Origin of the sequence: Peribacillus asahii (assembly GCF_004006295.1) — a bacterium.
In the GTDB taxonomy this organism is placed as follows: Bacteria; Bacillota; Bacilli; order Bacillales; family DSM-1321; genus Peribacillus; species Peribacillus asahii_A.
Genome location: NZ_CP026095.1, coordinates 3070483 through 3084883 on the forward strand (window position 1 = coordinate 3070483; position 14401 = coordinate 3084883).

The following is a 14401-nucleotide window of genomic DNA, read 5'->3' on the forward strand; positions in this document are numbered from 1 at the left end:
CATTTAATTCATGTTCTTCTAAATGGATTTTCCATTTAAAATAGAAACAAAGAATTTGGTCATCAAACATTCTCGTTATCCTAAAAGGAGCATACAAATGAAGATTGATTTATTAGTTCATTTATTTGAAGCAAATAGAAATAAAGAAAATGCTATTCCAATGCAAAAGTATATGAAGAATCACTTCCCTTTTCTCGGTATTAAAACACCTAGAAGAAGGGAGCTCATGAAAGAATTTTTTCAAAAAAGCGGCCTATTAAAGGAAAGTTTTCAGACGGATTTTATTGAAGTTTTATGGGAGTTAGAAGAGAGGGAATACCAGTACGCCGCTCTAGACTATATCGAACGGTCTATCAACAAGTTAGACAAGAATCATCTTCCATTATTTGAAAAGCTGGTTACTACAAAATCGTGGTGGGATTCAGTTGATGTGTTGGCACCGAAACCGATTGGAAAAATTGCGGCTAACTTTCCAGAAGTTATCCCTCAAACGATTGAAGGCTGGGCTTACGGAGACCATCTTTGGCTCAACAGAGCAGCAATCCTTTTCCAATTAAAATATAAAGAAAAGACAGATGCACAACTTCTTTACGACTATATTGTGCAAAATAAAGAAAGTAAGGAGTTTTTCATTCAAAAAGCAATCGGCTGGGCACTTAGGGAATATTCAAAAACAAACCCTGAGTCTGTTAAAGCCTTTATTGAATCCCACGAGCTTCCAAAATTAAGCATCCGAGAAGGAAGCAAATATTTATACTAAGTAACATCCTAAACATGCAGTATGATTTTTTAAAAAATAATATACTTCAAAACTATTGAACTTTATTTTTCAACAGTTTTGAAGTATATTCTGTTTAGAAAATGACTGGGATATTACTTTGGGCTACTCTCTTGTACATTAGTCAATGTTCATCTAATTATCTCGTTTGTGATTAATCCAACCCGTTCTACTGTTTTACATTTGAGAACCCAACTTTAAGGAAATTTGTCTAGCTGCATTCGTCACTTTTTGAATTAATTCCGGCAAGCGGTCTTCTTGATAACGTGCATCAATTCCCGCTATGCTAATACCAGCTACAATTTGATTTTGATTATTCAAGATTGGTGCACTTATAGCTTTTGTATAATTCTCTAATTCAGATGAAGTAATGGTGTAACCGTTTTTTCTCGCATCCTCTAATGATTGACGAAGCACACTTTTATCTGTTATTGTCCCCATCGCAATTGGTTTTAATTCTATATTTTCTATATAAGCTTCACGCTCTTCTTCAGGCAAATAAGCGAGTATAATTCGAGAATCCCCTGCATACAGCGGCGAACGCCTTCCAATTGAAGTATATAAACGTACAGGCTGCAACGTATCTATTTTTTCAATATACATGGCTTCATTTGCATCTCTCATAATAAGATTCACTGCTTCTTCAACATCATCTCGAAGTTCTTTCATAATGGGAAGTGCAATTGTCCGAATATCCAAACGCTCCGCCACTAATTGACCAAACTGTAAGAACAATAGTCCTAGTGAGTAATAACCTTCTTCATCTCTTGTTAAAAATCCCATTTCTTCAAGCGAACCCACCATACGATGTAAAGAGGTTTTCGGAATATGAGAAAGTTCCATCATTTCATTAAAAGTGAGTTTGGGATAATTCAAGAAAAGAGTGAGGATTTGCATGGATTTTACAACGGTTTTGTTATGTGCTTGCATAAAATATCTCCCTTCTTGATAAGTGTTAAAAAATTTAAACATCCGCTACAACTATGTAATATATAAAAGAAACTTTATTCTTTTTCTACCATTACTATAAAACATTATAAACAAAAGAGGAACATTGGATTTCAATTAAGCGAAGTTCCATCTCTTATGAAGATAAAAGGAATCGGGTCAGAGATTAACCTCCGACCTCTCACACCACCGTACTTACAGTTCAGCACTCACACACTATAGACTGCACCATGCTTGGGCGCACAACAAAAAAGGAGGGAAAATCCATCCTTTTTATTATCCTTAATATTTCTCTACTCCCAAGAAACTTTCAACAAAATTTTTTGAAAGTCATTTCGATTAACATAATCAAATTAATTATAATACAAACACAGTTGTTAATAGACGTTTCAAGCCTTGTTTCTCTTTATCTTTTTTGGATTTTCCTCCCCCCGAATACACTCACAAAGATTTTTTGCGCGGACTTATATTTATGGAGAATGATGTTTGACCGACTGAATCTGGAGACCTAATAAAACACGCTGTTGTTTTAGTCTCCAAAACTCTTCCAATAAATACTCATTAGAAGAATAAATTCGCAACTGCTGATAAATGATGCGAATTTCTTCATTAATATGTTTATACTTTTCCAAAAGAGGTTTAAACCCAAAGGATTGGATTTCTTTTCTGATTTCATTACGGGAATTTTGTAATTTTTCTACAATTTCTTGTTTCCACAATTGGTCATTTATACTTTCCGCATATAAGTATAAATCTAAATAATCATTTACCGATAATTGGGCCTCGCTAATGTTCATAAAACTTCCCCTTTCAGTCTCTCTCCTTTATTAATTGCCATTTACTCATTTAATGGAATTTTCTATTGTTCCCATCTATTCTGAAGAAACCAGAGCATATAAAGATTAGAATAACCGAGCGAGATTACTACCTACATATCATGACTTTTTACAAGTCCATTTTATAGAACCAAAATCACTATGCGGATGACAATGTGATTGAAAACTTCTATATTCATTTTCTAGTTCTGTTAGTGATAACTCAAAAAGATGTTTATCACCTTTTTTATATATTTTAAAAGCAATCAGTTTATCTATTAATTTTTTTCGTCTATCTTCCACGGCTTTCCTAAGAACATTTCCCACACATATCACTCCTTTTATAAATTCATTACCCAAAAGTTTATTAAACATATAAAAAAAGTATGATTTTAACAAAAAATTTTGACTAACTATTTAATAATAAACCACTATTTTCCCTACAAAACGACCATTTTCTTTATTTTTAATCATGTTACCGAGCTTATCTCCACGAAAACTAAAACTTATTGCATATTCCTTCCTCTAAATATAAAAGACTTTAACTCTTAAGCATGAAAATAGCCAAGAATTAAAGTCTCTAGTGGACGAAAAAACTTCCTTTTTTTTTATTTTAATAAAATTAAACATATAGCTCAAGTACGAATTAAAATTTAGTGCACAAATTCAAGATATACTCTTCTTAGATCAAGAATAATTGTTCACCCTATAGACTGTACCTACGCTGGACGCGCTACAAAAAAGAAAGCACTCCTGGAGTACTTTCTTTTACTGTAAAGCCAATGATAGCGCAACCTTCAATTGTTTTAACTTCTGTTCTTTTTGAATATACAACTGCTCGGCTTCTTTTAATGTAACTTGTGAAAATTGAATAGATTCTCCAGGTTTCAACTGCCCGATTAATGATAAATCTGTCGTAATCACTTGAGCAATTTTAGGATACCCTCCCGTAGTTTGGCGATCAGCAAGTAGAATGATAGGATTTCCATCTGGAGGGACTTGAATAGAACCATTTGATACAGCTTCAGACAAGATGTCACGTTTATGCTGTAGCTCCAATGCAGGACCTGATATTCTATATCCCATACGATCTGATTGACTTGAAACTTTAAACAAACTGTCTACAAACTGAAGTTTACTTGAGTTTGTAAAATATTCGTACTGGCTTCCAGCAAGAAAACGAATAACTGGGATGCGACTCGGCAAAAACTCTTTTGCATGAACAAACCACTTTGCAGCAAGAAAACTTTCCGTCCACTCATGCTTTAGCATAGTAGAATGTCCATTAAAAGGAACAACATCATCTACTTGTAGAGCTCTTCCTTTATAGCCTCCCATTTGGCCTCTTAAATACGTGCTTTTACTACCCAGCACTTCCGAAATAGCATATCCTCCCGCAACAGACAAATAAGCACGGCAGCCGGATTTACATCGTCCAAATCGAAGAATAGCTCCCTTTTTCACATAAATAGGTCTCCACATTGGAACCGTTCGGTCATCAATAGTAGGTGATAAATCACCGCCTGTAATCGCGATTACACAGTCTTCTTCTACTTTAAAAGTCGGACCCATTAGTGTCACTTCAAGGACTGCTTCTCCCTCTTGATTACCAACTAACAAATTTGCAATACGTAAGGAATATGTATCCATTGCCCCGCTTACAATCACACCGTGTTTTTGAAACCCTTTTCTGCCAAGATCTTGAATCGTTGTTAATAATCCCGGTTTGATAACGCGTAGGCTCACCGTCTCTCCTCCTTCATTTCTTTGTACTCTTCATAAGAAATTGGGTAAAATTTCACAATATCTCCTGCTTGTAATAAACTAGGGGGATTTTCGTTTGGTAAAAATAGTGTTTGCGGAGTTTGTCCAATTAATTGCCATCCACCAGGCGTTGAAATAGGATAAACTCCCGTTTGCATGCCAGCAATTCCAACAGCTCCTGCTGGTATCGTTGTTCTTGGTGAAGAACGTCTAGGCGTGGCAATCTTTTCTGATAACCCTCCCAAAAACGGAAATCCTGGTGCAAACCCAATCATATAAACTAAATACTCACCGCTTGCATGAATACGGATAACTTCATCAGTCGTTAAATGATTATAGCGAGCTACATATTCCAAATCCGGCCCATACTCGCCTCCATAGCATACTGGGATGGACACCGTTCGATGGGTCATCTTTTTATTCGTCTCTATCTGCTGTAACTTCTTTTTAATATTTGAACAAACTACCTCATAAGGAGAGATTCCAGCTTCGTTATGTTTTTGTTCATTAAAAACAACAAGAGGGTCATAAAAAACAGTTAAATTAGTATAAGCAGGCACACATTCTACAAATCCAACAAACGGTTCATGTTCTAGTAACTCCATAAATATTTTTATTTTTTTATGAATATCATATTTTATTTCGTTCCCAAATGTAACGACTACTGCGGAATCGCCTAATGGAGATAATGTAAAACCAGTTGTATTCAAAAGCTTTCCCAACATAGAGCTCCTCTCTTTCTAATTAGTTATAAAACCCCTAGTTTTTCATCACGAATATCTGTAATAAACATATGTCCTGGTGCATGAGTAATCATAATCGCAGGTTTTGTTTCCATTGCGATTGATTGAGGAGTAACCCCACAAGCCCAAAACACCGGTACTTCCCCTTCACGAACCGTTACTGCATCCCCAAAATCAGGCTGATGTATGTCAGCCACACCAATTGCACTAGGATCTCCAATATGAATTGGCGCACCATGAACAGCCGGAAAACGAGAAGTAACTTGCGCTGCTCTTACAACATCTTTTTGAAGAATTGGTCTCATGCTCGCAACCATTTTCCCATGGAATATTCCTGCTTCTACGCATGAAATGTTCGTTTTATACATAGGAACATTACAATTCTCTTCAATATGTCGAACGGAAATATCATTATTTAATAATGCATGTTCAAAGGTAAAACTACAGCCAATTAAAAAGCCCACCATATCCTCTTCCCAATAATCTGTAATATCCGTTACTTCCTCCACTAATTCACCATACTTGTAAATTCGATACTTTGGAATATCTTTACGTATATCACCAGATGGAGCAGCAAATTTAGGAATCGGAGAACCAATTTCCGTTACGTCAAGAAGAGGACAAGCTTTCACATTACGCTGACAAAATAGTAAAAAATCAAAAGCATGCTCTTTTTTCAAAATAGCTAAGTTCGCTTGAGCGTACCCATTTGCCATTCCTGCAGTTGGTCTAATCAATTGGTTATCACGAATTAGGGCACGAAGTTCGGCCGGCGTTGCTTGTGCAAGATTCATCATATTATCCCTCTCCTATAAGTAACTGGCAGTCTAAAAAAACTGCCAGTCTTATTTATTCAATCTAATCGTCTTATTTAAATAATAGCGGTAATTGAGTAACGATTGTATAACCACCCATTAATGCCATAACTATTACTACAAATATACCTGATATTGTTAACCATAGTGGATGCTTATAATCTCCAACAATGCTCTTCTTATATGCAGCAATTAAAAGTGTTCCAAGAGCAATTGGAAGAATCAATCCATTAAGAGCCCCTACTAAAATTAGTACTTTGACAGGCTTCCCAATTACTACGAAAGAAAGAGTTGAAACAACGATAAAGCCAATAATAATCCAGTTTGCTTTTTGATTTATTTTTTCACTAAATGTTCTAACAAAAGAAACCGACGTATATGCAGCACCTACTACTGATGTAATGGCTGCGGACCACATAATAACCCCGAATATTTTATAACCGATATTACCAGCAGCAAGCTGAAACACCGATGCAGGTGGATTGTCTGGATCAATTGGCAAACCTTTAGCTACAACACCAAGAACGGCTAAAAATAAAGCAATTCGCATGACCGAAGTAATTAAAATACCAACTACCGAACTTTTCGTAACTTCAGGTAATGCCCCTACACCTTTTACTCCAGCATCGAGCAAACGGTGTCCGCCAGCAAATGTAATATAGCCACCTACTGTTCCACCAACTAATGTAACGATTGCAATAATATCAATTTTATCTGGTGTAAACGTTTTCACAACAGCTTCTCCAACTGGAGGAGCTGTTGTAAAAGCAACGTATATCATCAAACCAATCATGACAAAACCAGCAATTTGTGTAAAACGATCCATCGCTTTTCCAGCTTCTTTTACAACGAAAATTAATATGGCAATGACTGCACTAATGAGGGCTCCAGTTGTTGGAGAGATTCCCAACAGCGCATTTAGACCAAGTCCAGCTCCTGCTATATTCCCGATATTAAATGCAAGTCCCCCTATTACAATAAGCGCCGCAAGAACATAACCTAGTCCAGGAAAAACCATGTTAGCAATATCTTGTCCCCTTTTCTCAGAGACAGCAATAATTCGCCATACATTTGTTTGAGCAAAAATATCAAGAATAATGGAAACAAGAATAACAAATCCAAAACTTGCTGCAAGACTTTGAGTGAAAACGGTTGTTTGAGTTAAAAAACCTGGACCAATGGCTGATGTTGCCATCAGAAATGCTGCGCCCATTAATAAAGTCCAGTTAATTTTTGGCTTAGTAGAAGGATTTTGTTGTGAAGGTGCTTGTTTTCTTTGCTCCAATAGAATCTTCCTCTCTGATGATTGTTAATATTTCAAAATAGACTTAATTGTAATTTCTGATAATTCTAGAGACTTTTTCACATGTTGTGCAAAACTTAAGGCATGTGCCCCATCGCCATGAATACAAATCGTATCGGCCTTTAAAGTTACATCGGTCCCCTGCTGTGACAAGACTTTCCCTTCCTTAACCATTCGAATAACTTGTGCAACAGCATCATCATCATTTTCTATCAATGCATTTTTTTCATTTCGAGAAGTTAATGAACCATCTTGTTGATATGTTCGATCTGCGAACACTTCACTAGCCGTTTGTAATCCAATAGCTTGTCCAGCTCGTACTAATTCACTTCCCGATAAGCCAAATAAAACGAGTTCAGGATTTACTTTATAGACCGCTTCAGCAATGGCCATAGACAAATCTTTGTTTCTTGCCGCCATATTGTACAATGCACCATGCGGCTTAACATGCTGCATACGACCACCTTCTGATTGCAAAAAACCATTTAAAGCACCAATTTGATAAACGACAATATCATAAGCCTCCTGTGATGAAATATTTATATTTCGTCGACCAAAACCCATTAAATCTTGTAAACCAGGATGAGCACCAATTTTGACCTGTTTCTCTAAAGCAAGCTGTACCGTTTTTCTCATAACAGTTGGATCACCCGCATGAAATCCACAAGCAACATTCACTGAAGTTACATAATCTAAAATTTCTTCATCGTTCCCAATTTGATATGCTCCAAAACTCTCTCCTAAATCACAATTCAAATCAACTGTATTCATAGATTACCCCTCCCATTTATTAAAAATTCAAATAATAAAGCGTGTTGATTACTATAAAACCTAATAATTCCCTTTCATTAAATCACTTTCCCGAAATTCGGAATTTATGTATCAATTTTCGGAACATTTTTATTTTATCACGGGTTTTTCATTTCAACAATATTTTTTTGTTATATAACATTACATATACTTTCTTTTTCTCATAAAATGTCTTCAAATAAAAAAGAAAAAGGAGCTAGTAGACTAGATCCACATACTCCTCAAAATTCTCTCTTATCTCTTTAAAAGCATCAATTATATTAGGCTTTATACTCTGCCTGATAAGAGTTCTCTCCGGCATGGACTGAAAGCAGCGTATCAGCGTAACCCACGAGACGATTTACGATTTCATCGGAAAGCGCATAAACAAGTGGATGCAGCTGTGAAACATATAATTCCCTAGCATCAAAAATAATCGTTGTATTGATAAATACATCCCGATTGCCGTACAAGTTATAATGGATAATCACCTTTCCTGCTGCACCACCCGTTTGCGAGTCTTTAAATCCCGGCAGGAAAACATACCATTCTTCCGCAGTGGCAGATCGAAAGTTTTTAATGAACTGTAGGCCTTCCACTTCTTTTTTTATACGCAGTTTCAAATGGGGATTTATAACTTCCACTACATTCTCCCTGTTTTGATCCATATGAACCTACCTAGTTTTTTTATTCTGAAAGATGTAATCCATGCTGTTGAATCCTTTGTTTGATTTTTTCCTGATTAATCTGAGTTTCATTGTAAGTAATCTTTACTTCCCCATCCTCGATGTCTACTAAAGCTCTTTCAATACCATTCATTTGTACAAGAATTGTTTCTAATGTTTGAATAGGCTGTTCATTTACTGCTTCTTTCACATAAATAGTCATATCCTGCAACTACAAAACCTCCTTCTTCTCCGTGAAATTTTTAGATGCTTAAACATACTTATTCTTCTCTAGAAGAAGTTCTATTTCTTGATTCCTGTAATGTATCTTTTTTTGTTTCGTTTGAAACAGATTCTAATCCATATCCTGTTGAACTTATATCCAACCTTTTATCATTAGCCTTTCTTTTCATGCTTAAATTCGATTCATCATAATATGTACCTAAATGTTCTTTCTCCATATTAGAACCTCCAAATATAGGGATAGAAATAGTGTCTACATACAGGTGGAAAATATGTATTATCAAAAAGAAAGGCTACTTCATGAAATTGCAAATAACATTTCTAGCTCGACATGATTGAGATTATGCTTTTCAAAAATTATTTACTAAATATCTAAACAGCCGCCCCAAACATATAAATTTTTTGGGGCAGCCTTTTCTAGTTTAATCATGATAATCCATCGTGCTTAATGAGTCCATATGGCTAGCAATCATCGCTATAATTGTGCTTGCTTCTTCCTTACTAAAAATAAAGTTTGTTTCGTCTTTTAACATCTCTTCATCGTCCGTCCAAATACGGTTGATTCGTTTTAGTACACCATCTCCTGTTTCTTGGACAATTCCAAACTGATAGGTCACCTCTACTTCATCTTCTAGAAAATAAGCAGTCACCTCAGGAGTTTCCCATTCTACATCAATTTCCTCAAACAGTTCTGCTACTTCATCCTCATCTGATTCGTAGAAATGCTCTTCCCCATCTACAAATACCTCTTCTACGCTATCGTCTTCCAAATACATATGGAAGCTTTCATGAACGGCATCAATAATATCTTCTATGTCAGCTAGCACGACCTTACTAGCCTGACCAAGGTCTGGTTCAAAAGATTCGATATAGAATTCTTCATTATGCGGGTCGAAAAAAAGCGTACAAAAATATTCTCTTTCAACACCTTCATTTTCAATAAAAAACTCGATTCTCGGATGCTTTGCCCCGCGTTCTATCGTCATTCCACCATTTTCATCATACTTATCACAAATTGAATCGAGGCTATCCTCTAATTCGCTACACACTCTGTCAAACCATTCTAAAGACATATAAGATTCCACCCTTTTCATGTAATCATCTTTATTATGAGCTTTTAACGTCGAGGCTTCCTATTTAATTAATTGTAAACTTGGGCAATTTATCCTTCCCCTTATAGAACATGTTAAGGTTATGGAATAACTTTTTTGTTTAAGGCTGCACAATTAGCGGAATAATATAAACGTTTTCATTAGAAAGGAGGAACTCTCATGCAGAAAGGACAAAAATCCCCTAATAACAACCTGAACATTACTAGTGACCTTATAAGTGGCGAGCCTAATAAAAGTATGCCATCTGAAGCTAACCGTGTTCCAGCTGGAACCGTAGGACAAAAAGATGGCAATAAAACAAAATTGACTTAAAAAAGTAAACCTTATGTGGGATGGAAGTTGACTGAAGTAATTTATTCTCCCTAAAACCATACTGCTGCTATTACGTAAAACAATCTTTGTTGGCAGTTGTGCCAAAATGCAGTTTAGCTGTATGATAACTTTCCGCCGCTGCCGAGAGCACTAACGACGAAAACGAAGACGTTGTTTTTTATTGTAGGTATGCAAAAGTATGATGGAATTTAATAAAAAGCAAAGGTTTAGCCTCGTTTTGACTAAACCTTTGCTCATCTCTGTTTATTACTCTTATACCAGTATGTAATTCAAGATCATATTTTTTCCTGGAGAGTTGTATGTTTATATTCTGGTTCACTTTTCTTCGGACGATTCACTAAATAAATGCTGCTGGCGATTAAAATAAGTCCAACAAAAAGGGAAAGTGTAAAGGGCTCTCCTAAAAATGAAGTCCCGAATAATACCGCGATAAGTGGTACAAGAAACGTACTGGAAGCTACTTTGCTAGTTTCACCAGAATTTAATAACTTAAAGTAAAGAATATAAGCAACAGGAATGCCTAAAGTTGATCCAAAAACTAATCCAAATACATAGGTGCTATTCCAAACAATGTCTGACCAACTTTCAACCCCTAATCCCATACCGGTCAGCACCACTCCCCCCAATACCGACTGTAGAGCTACTAGCCACAAGGAGTCAACCTTAGGACTTACTTTTTTCACATAAATGACACCCAAAGTCCAGCTAATAGCAGTAATCATAGCTAATGCGAGACCTAAAAGTGAAACTTGTCCAGAAATTCCGCCTATACTTACAGCTCCTACACCTAGAAAACCAATAACAAGACCGATAACTTTTATAGCGGACATTGTTTCTCCCAACCAAATCCATGCAAAAATCCCGATAAGCACCGGTTGTAAATACACAATGACTGAAAACAAGCCTCCTGGTAAATACATTAAACCAATTGTTTGAAGTCCAAAGAAGAGTACAGTATTGAATAACGCAGAAACACAATAGATACGCCAATTTTCACTCCATCTTATGCTTTTTCTTTTTGGAAAACATAAAATAGACAATAATACTCCCCCGATAAGAGCGCGCATCCCAGCGTATAAAAGAGGTGGGGTATAAGAAAGCGTAAACTTGTAAATCGGCCAGCATAGTCCCCATATTAGAACGAGACATGCCATATATATAATCATTTTTTTACGTGATAGTTCTATCATTTTGTCCGTCTCCCCTTTAAGCTTACTAATATTTTAGAAAAATATAATTTGTAATACTATATTGATTGAACTTTCCTGTAAAAACAAGGAAAACGCTCATTATTTTACATCTACTTAACTATTTAATGCAAACTGTTATTTCAATAAATGAAAAAGAAAGAAATATTAATCTTATTATCAAAAGGAATTGAAAAAGTCGAGGTTACACCGTATATTTGAAAGGATAATTTATGAAACCATATCATTGAGATTAAAGAGTGCGTCTGAAATGGAGGATTTGAGCATTGTGAAGTTAGGCCCACGAGTTATTAAAACAGGAATGGCTGTTACACTTGCTTTATATGTTTGTTCTTTATTTAACCTTGAATCAGCGGTGTTTGCTGGAATAGCTGCCATTTTTACAATCCAACCATCGATTTACCGAACATGGAAACATATCTGGAACCAAGTGCAAACAAATACCCTCGGTGCCATTATCGCACTAATTGCTTTGCATTTTCTTGGGAATGATCCGTTTGCCATGGGTCTTGTTATGATCATCGTAATTTTAATAAGTTTAAAATTAAAGATGGAGGAAACCATTTCACTTACATTAGTTACCGTACTCGCAATCATGAGTGCACCCGGAAATGAGGATTTGAGCTTTGCTTTGCATCGCTTTGGAATTATTTTAATTGGAATGACATCAGCTTTATTAGTGAATATTTTTATTTTTCCACCCAATTACAAGAAAAATTACATAGAGAAAGTTCATACTATTTTTCAAAATATGTCACTCCTCATGCGAACGGCTATTTCCAATGAAATGACAGAAAAATCGTTCCAAGATCAACTAAAGCAATTAGAAAATGATATTTTAAAGTTAGAAGACCAATATAAGCTATTTGATGAAGAACGTGAAAAAATGGCAAAATTAAATAACATGAATTTACGCGAAATTGTCGTGTTCAAGCAAATGCTTAAATCCCTTCACCAAGGATTTATTGTATTAGAAAATATTGACTCCTTTTATTTTCAAAGTAAACCAAGCACAGAAGAAAATTTGTTATTTGACCAACACTTAGAACATTTAATCAAGTATCATGAACTTTTTTTATTAAAGTACGATGGAAAAATAAAAATTGATGAACCCCAACTTGAAGGCGATATTATGGGGCAAACAATTTCCTTTTTAGAAAAAGTTATTTATTCTTATAACGAAGACCATAAACAAAAAATCCAACTCGCTGTAATCGGCTCATCCATTTATAATTATGCGTTTCAAATTGAGCGGTTGAATCGTCTAGTTGAACAATATATAAAAAAATTAAAATAACTTTAAAAAACTCGATTAAACAACGGATGAATGATAATATAAAAGCATCTTCTGAATACACGTCTGAAAGAATCACTTATAATATACCAATGGAATTATTAGACTATAGACTGATTCCCCTGCTATTTGATTAACTATTGAATATTGAAGAATTAAAAAACATATATCCCTACTTAGTATAGGAATATATGTTTTTTAACGTTCCACTTTACTCCTCCCCTTTATTCTTTTTACTGTGCTTGACACTTCCTTTCTTTCAATTAAGCACGTTCCTTACGCTGATTTTTAAGAGAAGTATGCTCTGGATTTGTTTTCATACTGTTCACGACGTTTGAACCGCTTCCATCCGTGATAAACGAAGGGATTGACTTATTACAATTACCAGTAAGCTAGTGAAGATTAATAGCCCGCAAATCATAAAAATAACTCCACTCCATCCAAAATAGCTTAAAAATACTCCGCCAAACCAACCAATTAGACTGGATCCAATATAATAGAACAATAAGTATAAAGATGAAGCATATGCTTTTGAACGAGGGTGTGAAATGATGCCTATCCAGCCACTTGCTATGCTATGAGCCGCAAAGAATCCGGATGCAAATAGGATGAGTCCTATAATGAGAAGAAAGATATTACTTGATAATGTCATCAAAGAGCCAATCAAAGCCATGACAATAGCCCCACTCACCAAACGAGAACGTGAATATCTTTCTGTAAGATTCCCAAAAAGATACGAACTCCATGATCCAGTCAATTGAAAAATAAATAAAAAGCCAATCGCGGTTTGACTTAAATGATATGGGGGTTTTGATAAGGGAAAACCAATATAATTAAATAAGGATACATAGACACCCATTAATAAAAAACCTATTCCATAAATACAAAATAAGCTTTTATTCTTTAAACCGCTTGATATTCCTGTTGCCCAGTTACCAAATGAAAGGTTTGCCTTTCTGAAGTTTTGGGATTCAGGCAAATAAATCCAGAACAACAAGCTGCCTATTAAACTAAATAACCCTAAAACTAAAAGAGCTATATGCCATGAGAAAAAATCAGTTAATGTACTGACAATTATCCGCCCCAAAAAACCGCCAAAAGCAGAACCACCTATATAAATACCCATGATTCGCCCAATATGCTTTGGAGAAACCTCCTCACTTAAATAGGTCATAGCGATAGCCGGAAAGCCACCCATAGCAATTCCTTGTAATATTCGTAAAAAAATCAAAGTTTCAAAATTGGGGCTGAAAGAAGCTAAAATGCCTACTAGTGATGTGAAAAGTAAAGATATCCCCATGATTTTCTTTCGACCCCAAGCATTTGAAAACACTGTAATAAACAGCATGCTAACTGCCAGTGCGACTGTTGCAAAGGAAATCGTTAAGCTTGACGTTGATGGCGATATATTAAATTGTTTGGAAAAGATATGAATTAACGGTTGAGGACTGTACAAAATCGCAAAAGTAACGGTACTTCCTAACAGCATGCTAAGGAAGATCCGACGATATGCAGGGGTGCCAAATTCGATATATTGCATAAAAAACCTCTCCTTATTTTTATCTACATTCAGTGTACTTCTTAAATAAGG

The 14401-nt window shown here is 35.5% G+C and carries 17 protein-coding genes; 3 read left to right on the forward strand and 14 right to left on the reverse strand.

Annotated features, from left to right (window positions below):
• Nucleotides 1–97 precede the first annotated feature (97 nt).
• Nucleotides 98–760: a DNA alkylation repair protein gene (locus BAOM_RS15095; protein WP_127760982.1), complete on the forward strand. Its 663-nt coding sequence runs from the start codon at nucleotides 98–100 to the stop codon at nucleotides 758–760.
• Nucleotides 761–955: 195 nt separating this feature from the next.
• Here BAOM_RS15095 and BAOM_RS15100 read toward each other — a convergent pair whose 3' ends face one another.
• The 12 genes from BAOM_RS15100 to BAOM_RS15155 all read right to left on the reverse strand — a co-directional run bounded on the left by BAOM_RS15100 (nucleotide 956) and on the right by BAOM_RS15155 (nucleotide 9936).
• Nucleotides 956–1708: an IclR family transcriptional regulator gene (locus tag BAOM_RS15100; RefSeq protein WP_127760983.1), complete on the reverse strand. Its 753-nt coding sequence runs from the start codon at nucleotides 1706–1708 to the stop codon at nucleotides 956–958.
• Nucleotides 1709–2196: 488 nt separating this feature from the next.
• Nucleotides 2197–2523: a hypothetical protein gene (locus tag BAOM_RS15105; RefSeq protein ID WP_127760984.1), complete on the reverse strand. Its 327-nt coding sequence runs from the start codon at nucleotides 2521–2523 to the stop codon at nucleotides 2197–2199.
• A 138-nt stretch (nucleotides 2524–2661) separates the two neighbouring features.
• Nucleotides 2662–2868 (reverse strand): Fur-regulated basic protein FbpA, encoded by a 207-nt coding sequence (locus BAOM_RS15110; protein ID WP_127760985.1) that lies wholly within the window; start codon nucleotides 2866–2868, stop codon nucleotides 2662–2664.
• Nucleotides 2869–3309: 441 nt separating this feature from the next.
• Nucleotides 3310–4287 carry a 5-oxoprolinase subunit C family protein gene (locus BAOM_RS15115; protein WP_127760986.1) on the reverse strand — a complete coding sequence of 326 codons (978 nt, stop codon included), beginning with the start codon at nucleotides 4285–4287 and terminating at the stop codon, nucleotides 3310–3312.
• Nucleotides 4284–5030: a 5-oxoprolinase subunit PxpB gene (gene pxpB, locus BAOM_RS15120; protein ID WP_127760987.1), complete on the reverse strand. Its 747-nt coding sequence runs from the start codon at nucleotides 5028–5030 to the stop codon at nucleotides 4284–4286. The genes BAOM_RS15115 and pxpB overlap by 4 nt, the downstream gene beginning before the upstream one ends.
• 23 nt (nucleotides 5031–5053) lie before the next feature.
• Complete coding sequence (locus BAOM_RS15125) at nucleotides 5054–5845, reverse strand: putative hydro-lyase (RefSeq protein WP_127760988.1); 792 nt, start codon at nucleotides 5843–5845, stop codon at nucleotides 5054–5056.
• Between the two features lie 70 nt (nucleotides 5846–5915).
• Nucleotides 5916–7076 carry an NRAMP family divalent metal transporter gene (locus tag BAOM_RS15130; RefSeq protein ID WP_127762586.1) on the reverse strand — a complete coding sequence of 387 codons (1161 nt, stop codon included), beginning with the start codon at nucleotides 7074–7076 and terminating at the stop codon, nucleotides 5916–5918.
• Nucleotides 7077–7172: 96 nt separating this feature from the next.
• Nucleotides 7173–7937 carry a 5-oxoprolinase subunit PxpA gene (gene pxpA / locus BAOM_RS15135; RefSeq protein ID WP_127760989.1) on the reverse strand — a complete coding sequence of 255 codons (765 nt, stop codon included), beginning with the start codon at nucleotides 7935–7937 and terminating at the stop codon, nucleotides 7173–7175.
• 299 nt (nucleotides 7938–8236) lie between these two features.
• Nucleotides 8237–8623, reverse strand: coding sequence for a hypothetical protein (locus BAOM_RS15140; protein ID WP_127760990.1), 387 nt, complete (start codon nucleotides 8621–8623; stop codon nucleotides 8237–8239).
• Between the two features lie 19 nt (nucleotides 8624–8642).
• On the reverse strand, nucleotides 8643–8843 hold the full coding sequence (locus BAOM_RS15145; RefSeq protein ID WP_252283547.1) for a hypothetical protein: 201 nt from the start codon (nucleotides 8841–8843) through the stop codon (nucleotides 8643–8645).
• 58 nt (nucleotides 8844–8901) lie between these two features.
• Nucleotides 8902–9081 carry a hypothetical protein gene (locus tag BAOM_RS15150; RefSeq protein ID WP_127760992.1) on the reverse strand — a complete coding sequence of 60 codons (180 nt, stop codon included), beginning with the start codon at nucleotides 9079–9081 and terminating at the stop codon, nucleotides 8902–8904.
• 204 nt (nucleotides 9082–9285) lie between these two features.
• Nucleotides 9286–9936 (reverse strand): hypothetical protein, encoded by a 651-nt coding sequence (locus tag BAOM_RS15155; protein WP_127760993.1) that lies wholly within the window; start codon nucleotides 9934–9936, stop codon nucleotides 9286–9288.
• A gap of 198 nt (nucleotides 9937–10134) precedes the next feature.
• Between BAOM_RS15155 and BAOM_RS24555 the strand changes: the two genes are divergently transcribed.
• On the forward strand, nucleotides 10135–10287 hold the full coding sequence (locus BAOM_RS24555; RefSeq protein ID WP_164853255.1) for a hypothetical protein: 153 nt from the start codon (nucleotides 10135–10137) through the stop codon (nucleotides 10285–10287).
• A 296-nt stretch (nucleotides 10288–10583) separates the two neighbouring features.
• Here the strand turns inward: BAOM_RS24555 and BAOM_RS15160 are convergent, their stop codons facing one another.
• Nucleotides 10584–11498: a DMT family transporter gene (locus BAOM_RS15160; RefSeq protein ID WP_127760994.1), complete on the reverse strand. Its 915-nt coding sequence runs from the start codon at nucleotides 11496–11498 to the stop codon at nucleotides 10584–10586.
• Nucleotides 11499–11766: 268 nt separating this feature from the next.
• Between BAOM_RS15160 and BAOM_RS15165 the strand changes: the two genes are divergently transcribed.
• Nucleotides 11767–12813 (forward strand): FUSC family protein, encoded by a 1047-nt coding sequence (locus tag BAOM_RS15165; RefSeq protein WP_252282528.1) that lies wholly within the window; start codon nucleotides 11767–11769, stop codon nucleotides 12811–12813.
• A gap of 322 nt (nucleotides 12814–13135) precedes the next feature.
• On the opposite strand, the gene BAOM_RS15170 is transcribed toward BAOM_RS15165, so the two are convergent.
• Nucleotides 13136–14350, reverse strand: coding sequence for an MFS transporter (locus BAOM_RS15170; protein ID WP_127760995.1), 1215 nt, complete (start codon nucleotides 14348–14350; stop codon nucleotides 13136–13138).
• Nucleotides 14351–14401 lie beyond the last annotated feature (51 nt).

What these genes read in the sequence shown, in the direction of transcription:
- BAOM_RS15095 (WP_127760982.1), top strand. Translation starts at nt 98, where the DNA reads ATGAAGATTGATTTATTAGTTCATTTATTTGAAGCAAATAGAAATAAA.
- BAOM_RS15100 (WP_127760983.1), bottom strand. Translation starts at nt 1,708, where the DNA reads ATGCAAGCACATAACAAAACCGTTGTAAAATCCATGCAAATCCTCACT.
- BAOM_RS15105 (WP_127760984.1), bottom strand. Translation starts at nt 2,523, where the DNA reads ATGAACATTAGCGAGGCCCAATTATCGGTAAATGATTATTTAGATTTA.
- pxpB (WP_127760987.1), bottom strand. Translation starts at nt 5,030, where the DNA reads ATGTTGGGAAAGCTTTTGAATACAACTGGTTTTACATTATCTCCATTA.
- BAOM_RS15125 (WP_127760988.1), bottom strand. Translation starts at nt 5,845, where the DNA reads ATGATGAATCTTGCACAAGCAACGCCGGCCGAACTTCGTGCCCTAATT.
- BAOM_RS15130 (WP_127762586.1), bottom strand. Translation starts at nt 7,076, where the DNA reads ATGGGCGCAGCATTTCTGATGGCAACATCAGCCATTGGTCCAGGTTTT.
- pxpA (WP_127760989.1), bottom strand. Translation starts at nt 7,937, where the DNA reads ATGAATACAGTTGATTTGAATTGTGATTTAGGAGAGAGTTTTGGAGCA.
- BAOM_RS15140 (WP_127760990.1), bottom strand. Translation starts at nt 8,623, where the DNA reads ATGGATCAAAACAGGGAGAATGTAGTGGAAGTTATAAATCCCCATTTG.
- BAOM_RS15145 (WP_252283547.1), bottom strand. Translation starts at nt 8,843, where the DNA reads ATGACTATTTATGTGAAAGAAGCAGTAAATGAACAGCCTATTCAAACA.
- BAOM_RS15150 (WP_127760992.1), bottom strand. Translation starts at nt 9,081, where the DNA reads ATGGAGAAAGAACATTTAGGTACATATTATGATGAATCGAATTTAAGC.
- BAOM_RS15155 (WP_127760993.1), bottom strand. Translation starts at nt 9,936, where the DNA reads ATGTCTTTAGAATGGTTTGACAGAGTGTGTAGCGAATTAGAGGATAGC.
- BAOM_RS24555 (WP_164853255.1), top strand. Translation starts at nt 10,135, where the DNA reads ATGCAGAAAGGACAAAAATCCCCTAATAACAACCTGAACATTACTAGT.
- BAOM_RS15160 (WP_127760994.1), bottom strand. Translation starts at nt 11,498, where the DNA reads ATGATAGAACTATCACGTAAAAAAATGATTATATATATGGCATGTCTC.
- BAOM_RS15165 (WP_252282528.1), top strand. Translation starts at nt 11,767, where the DNA reads ATGGAGGATTTGAGCATTGTGAAGTTAGGCCCACGAGTTATTAAAACA.
- BAOM_RS15170 (WP_127760995.1), bottom strand. Translation starts at nt 14,350, where the DNA reads ATGCAATATATCGAATTTGGCACCCCTGCATATCGTCGGATCTTCCTT.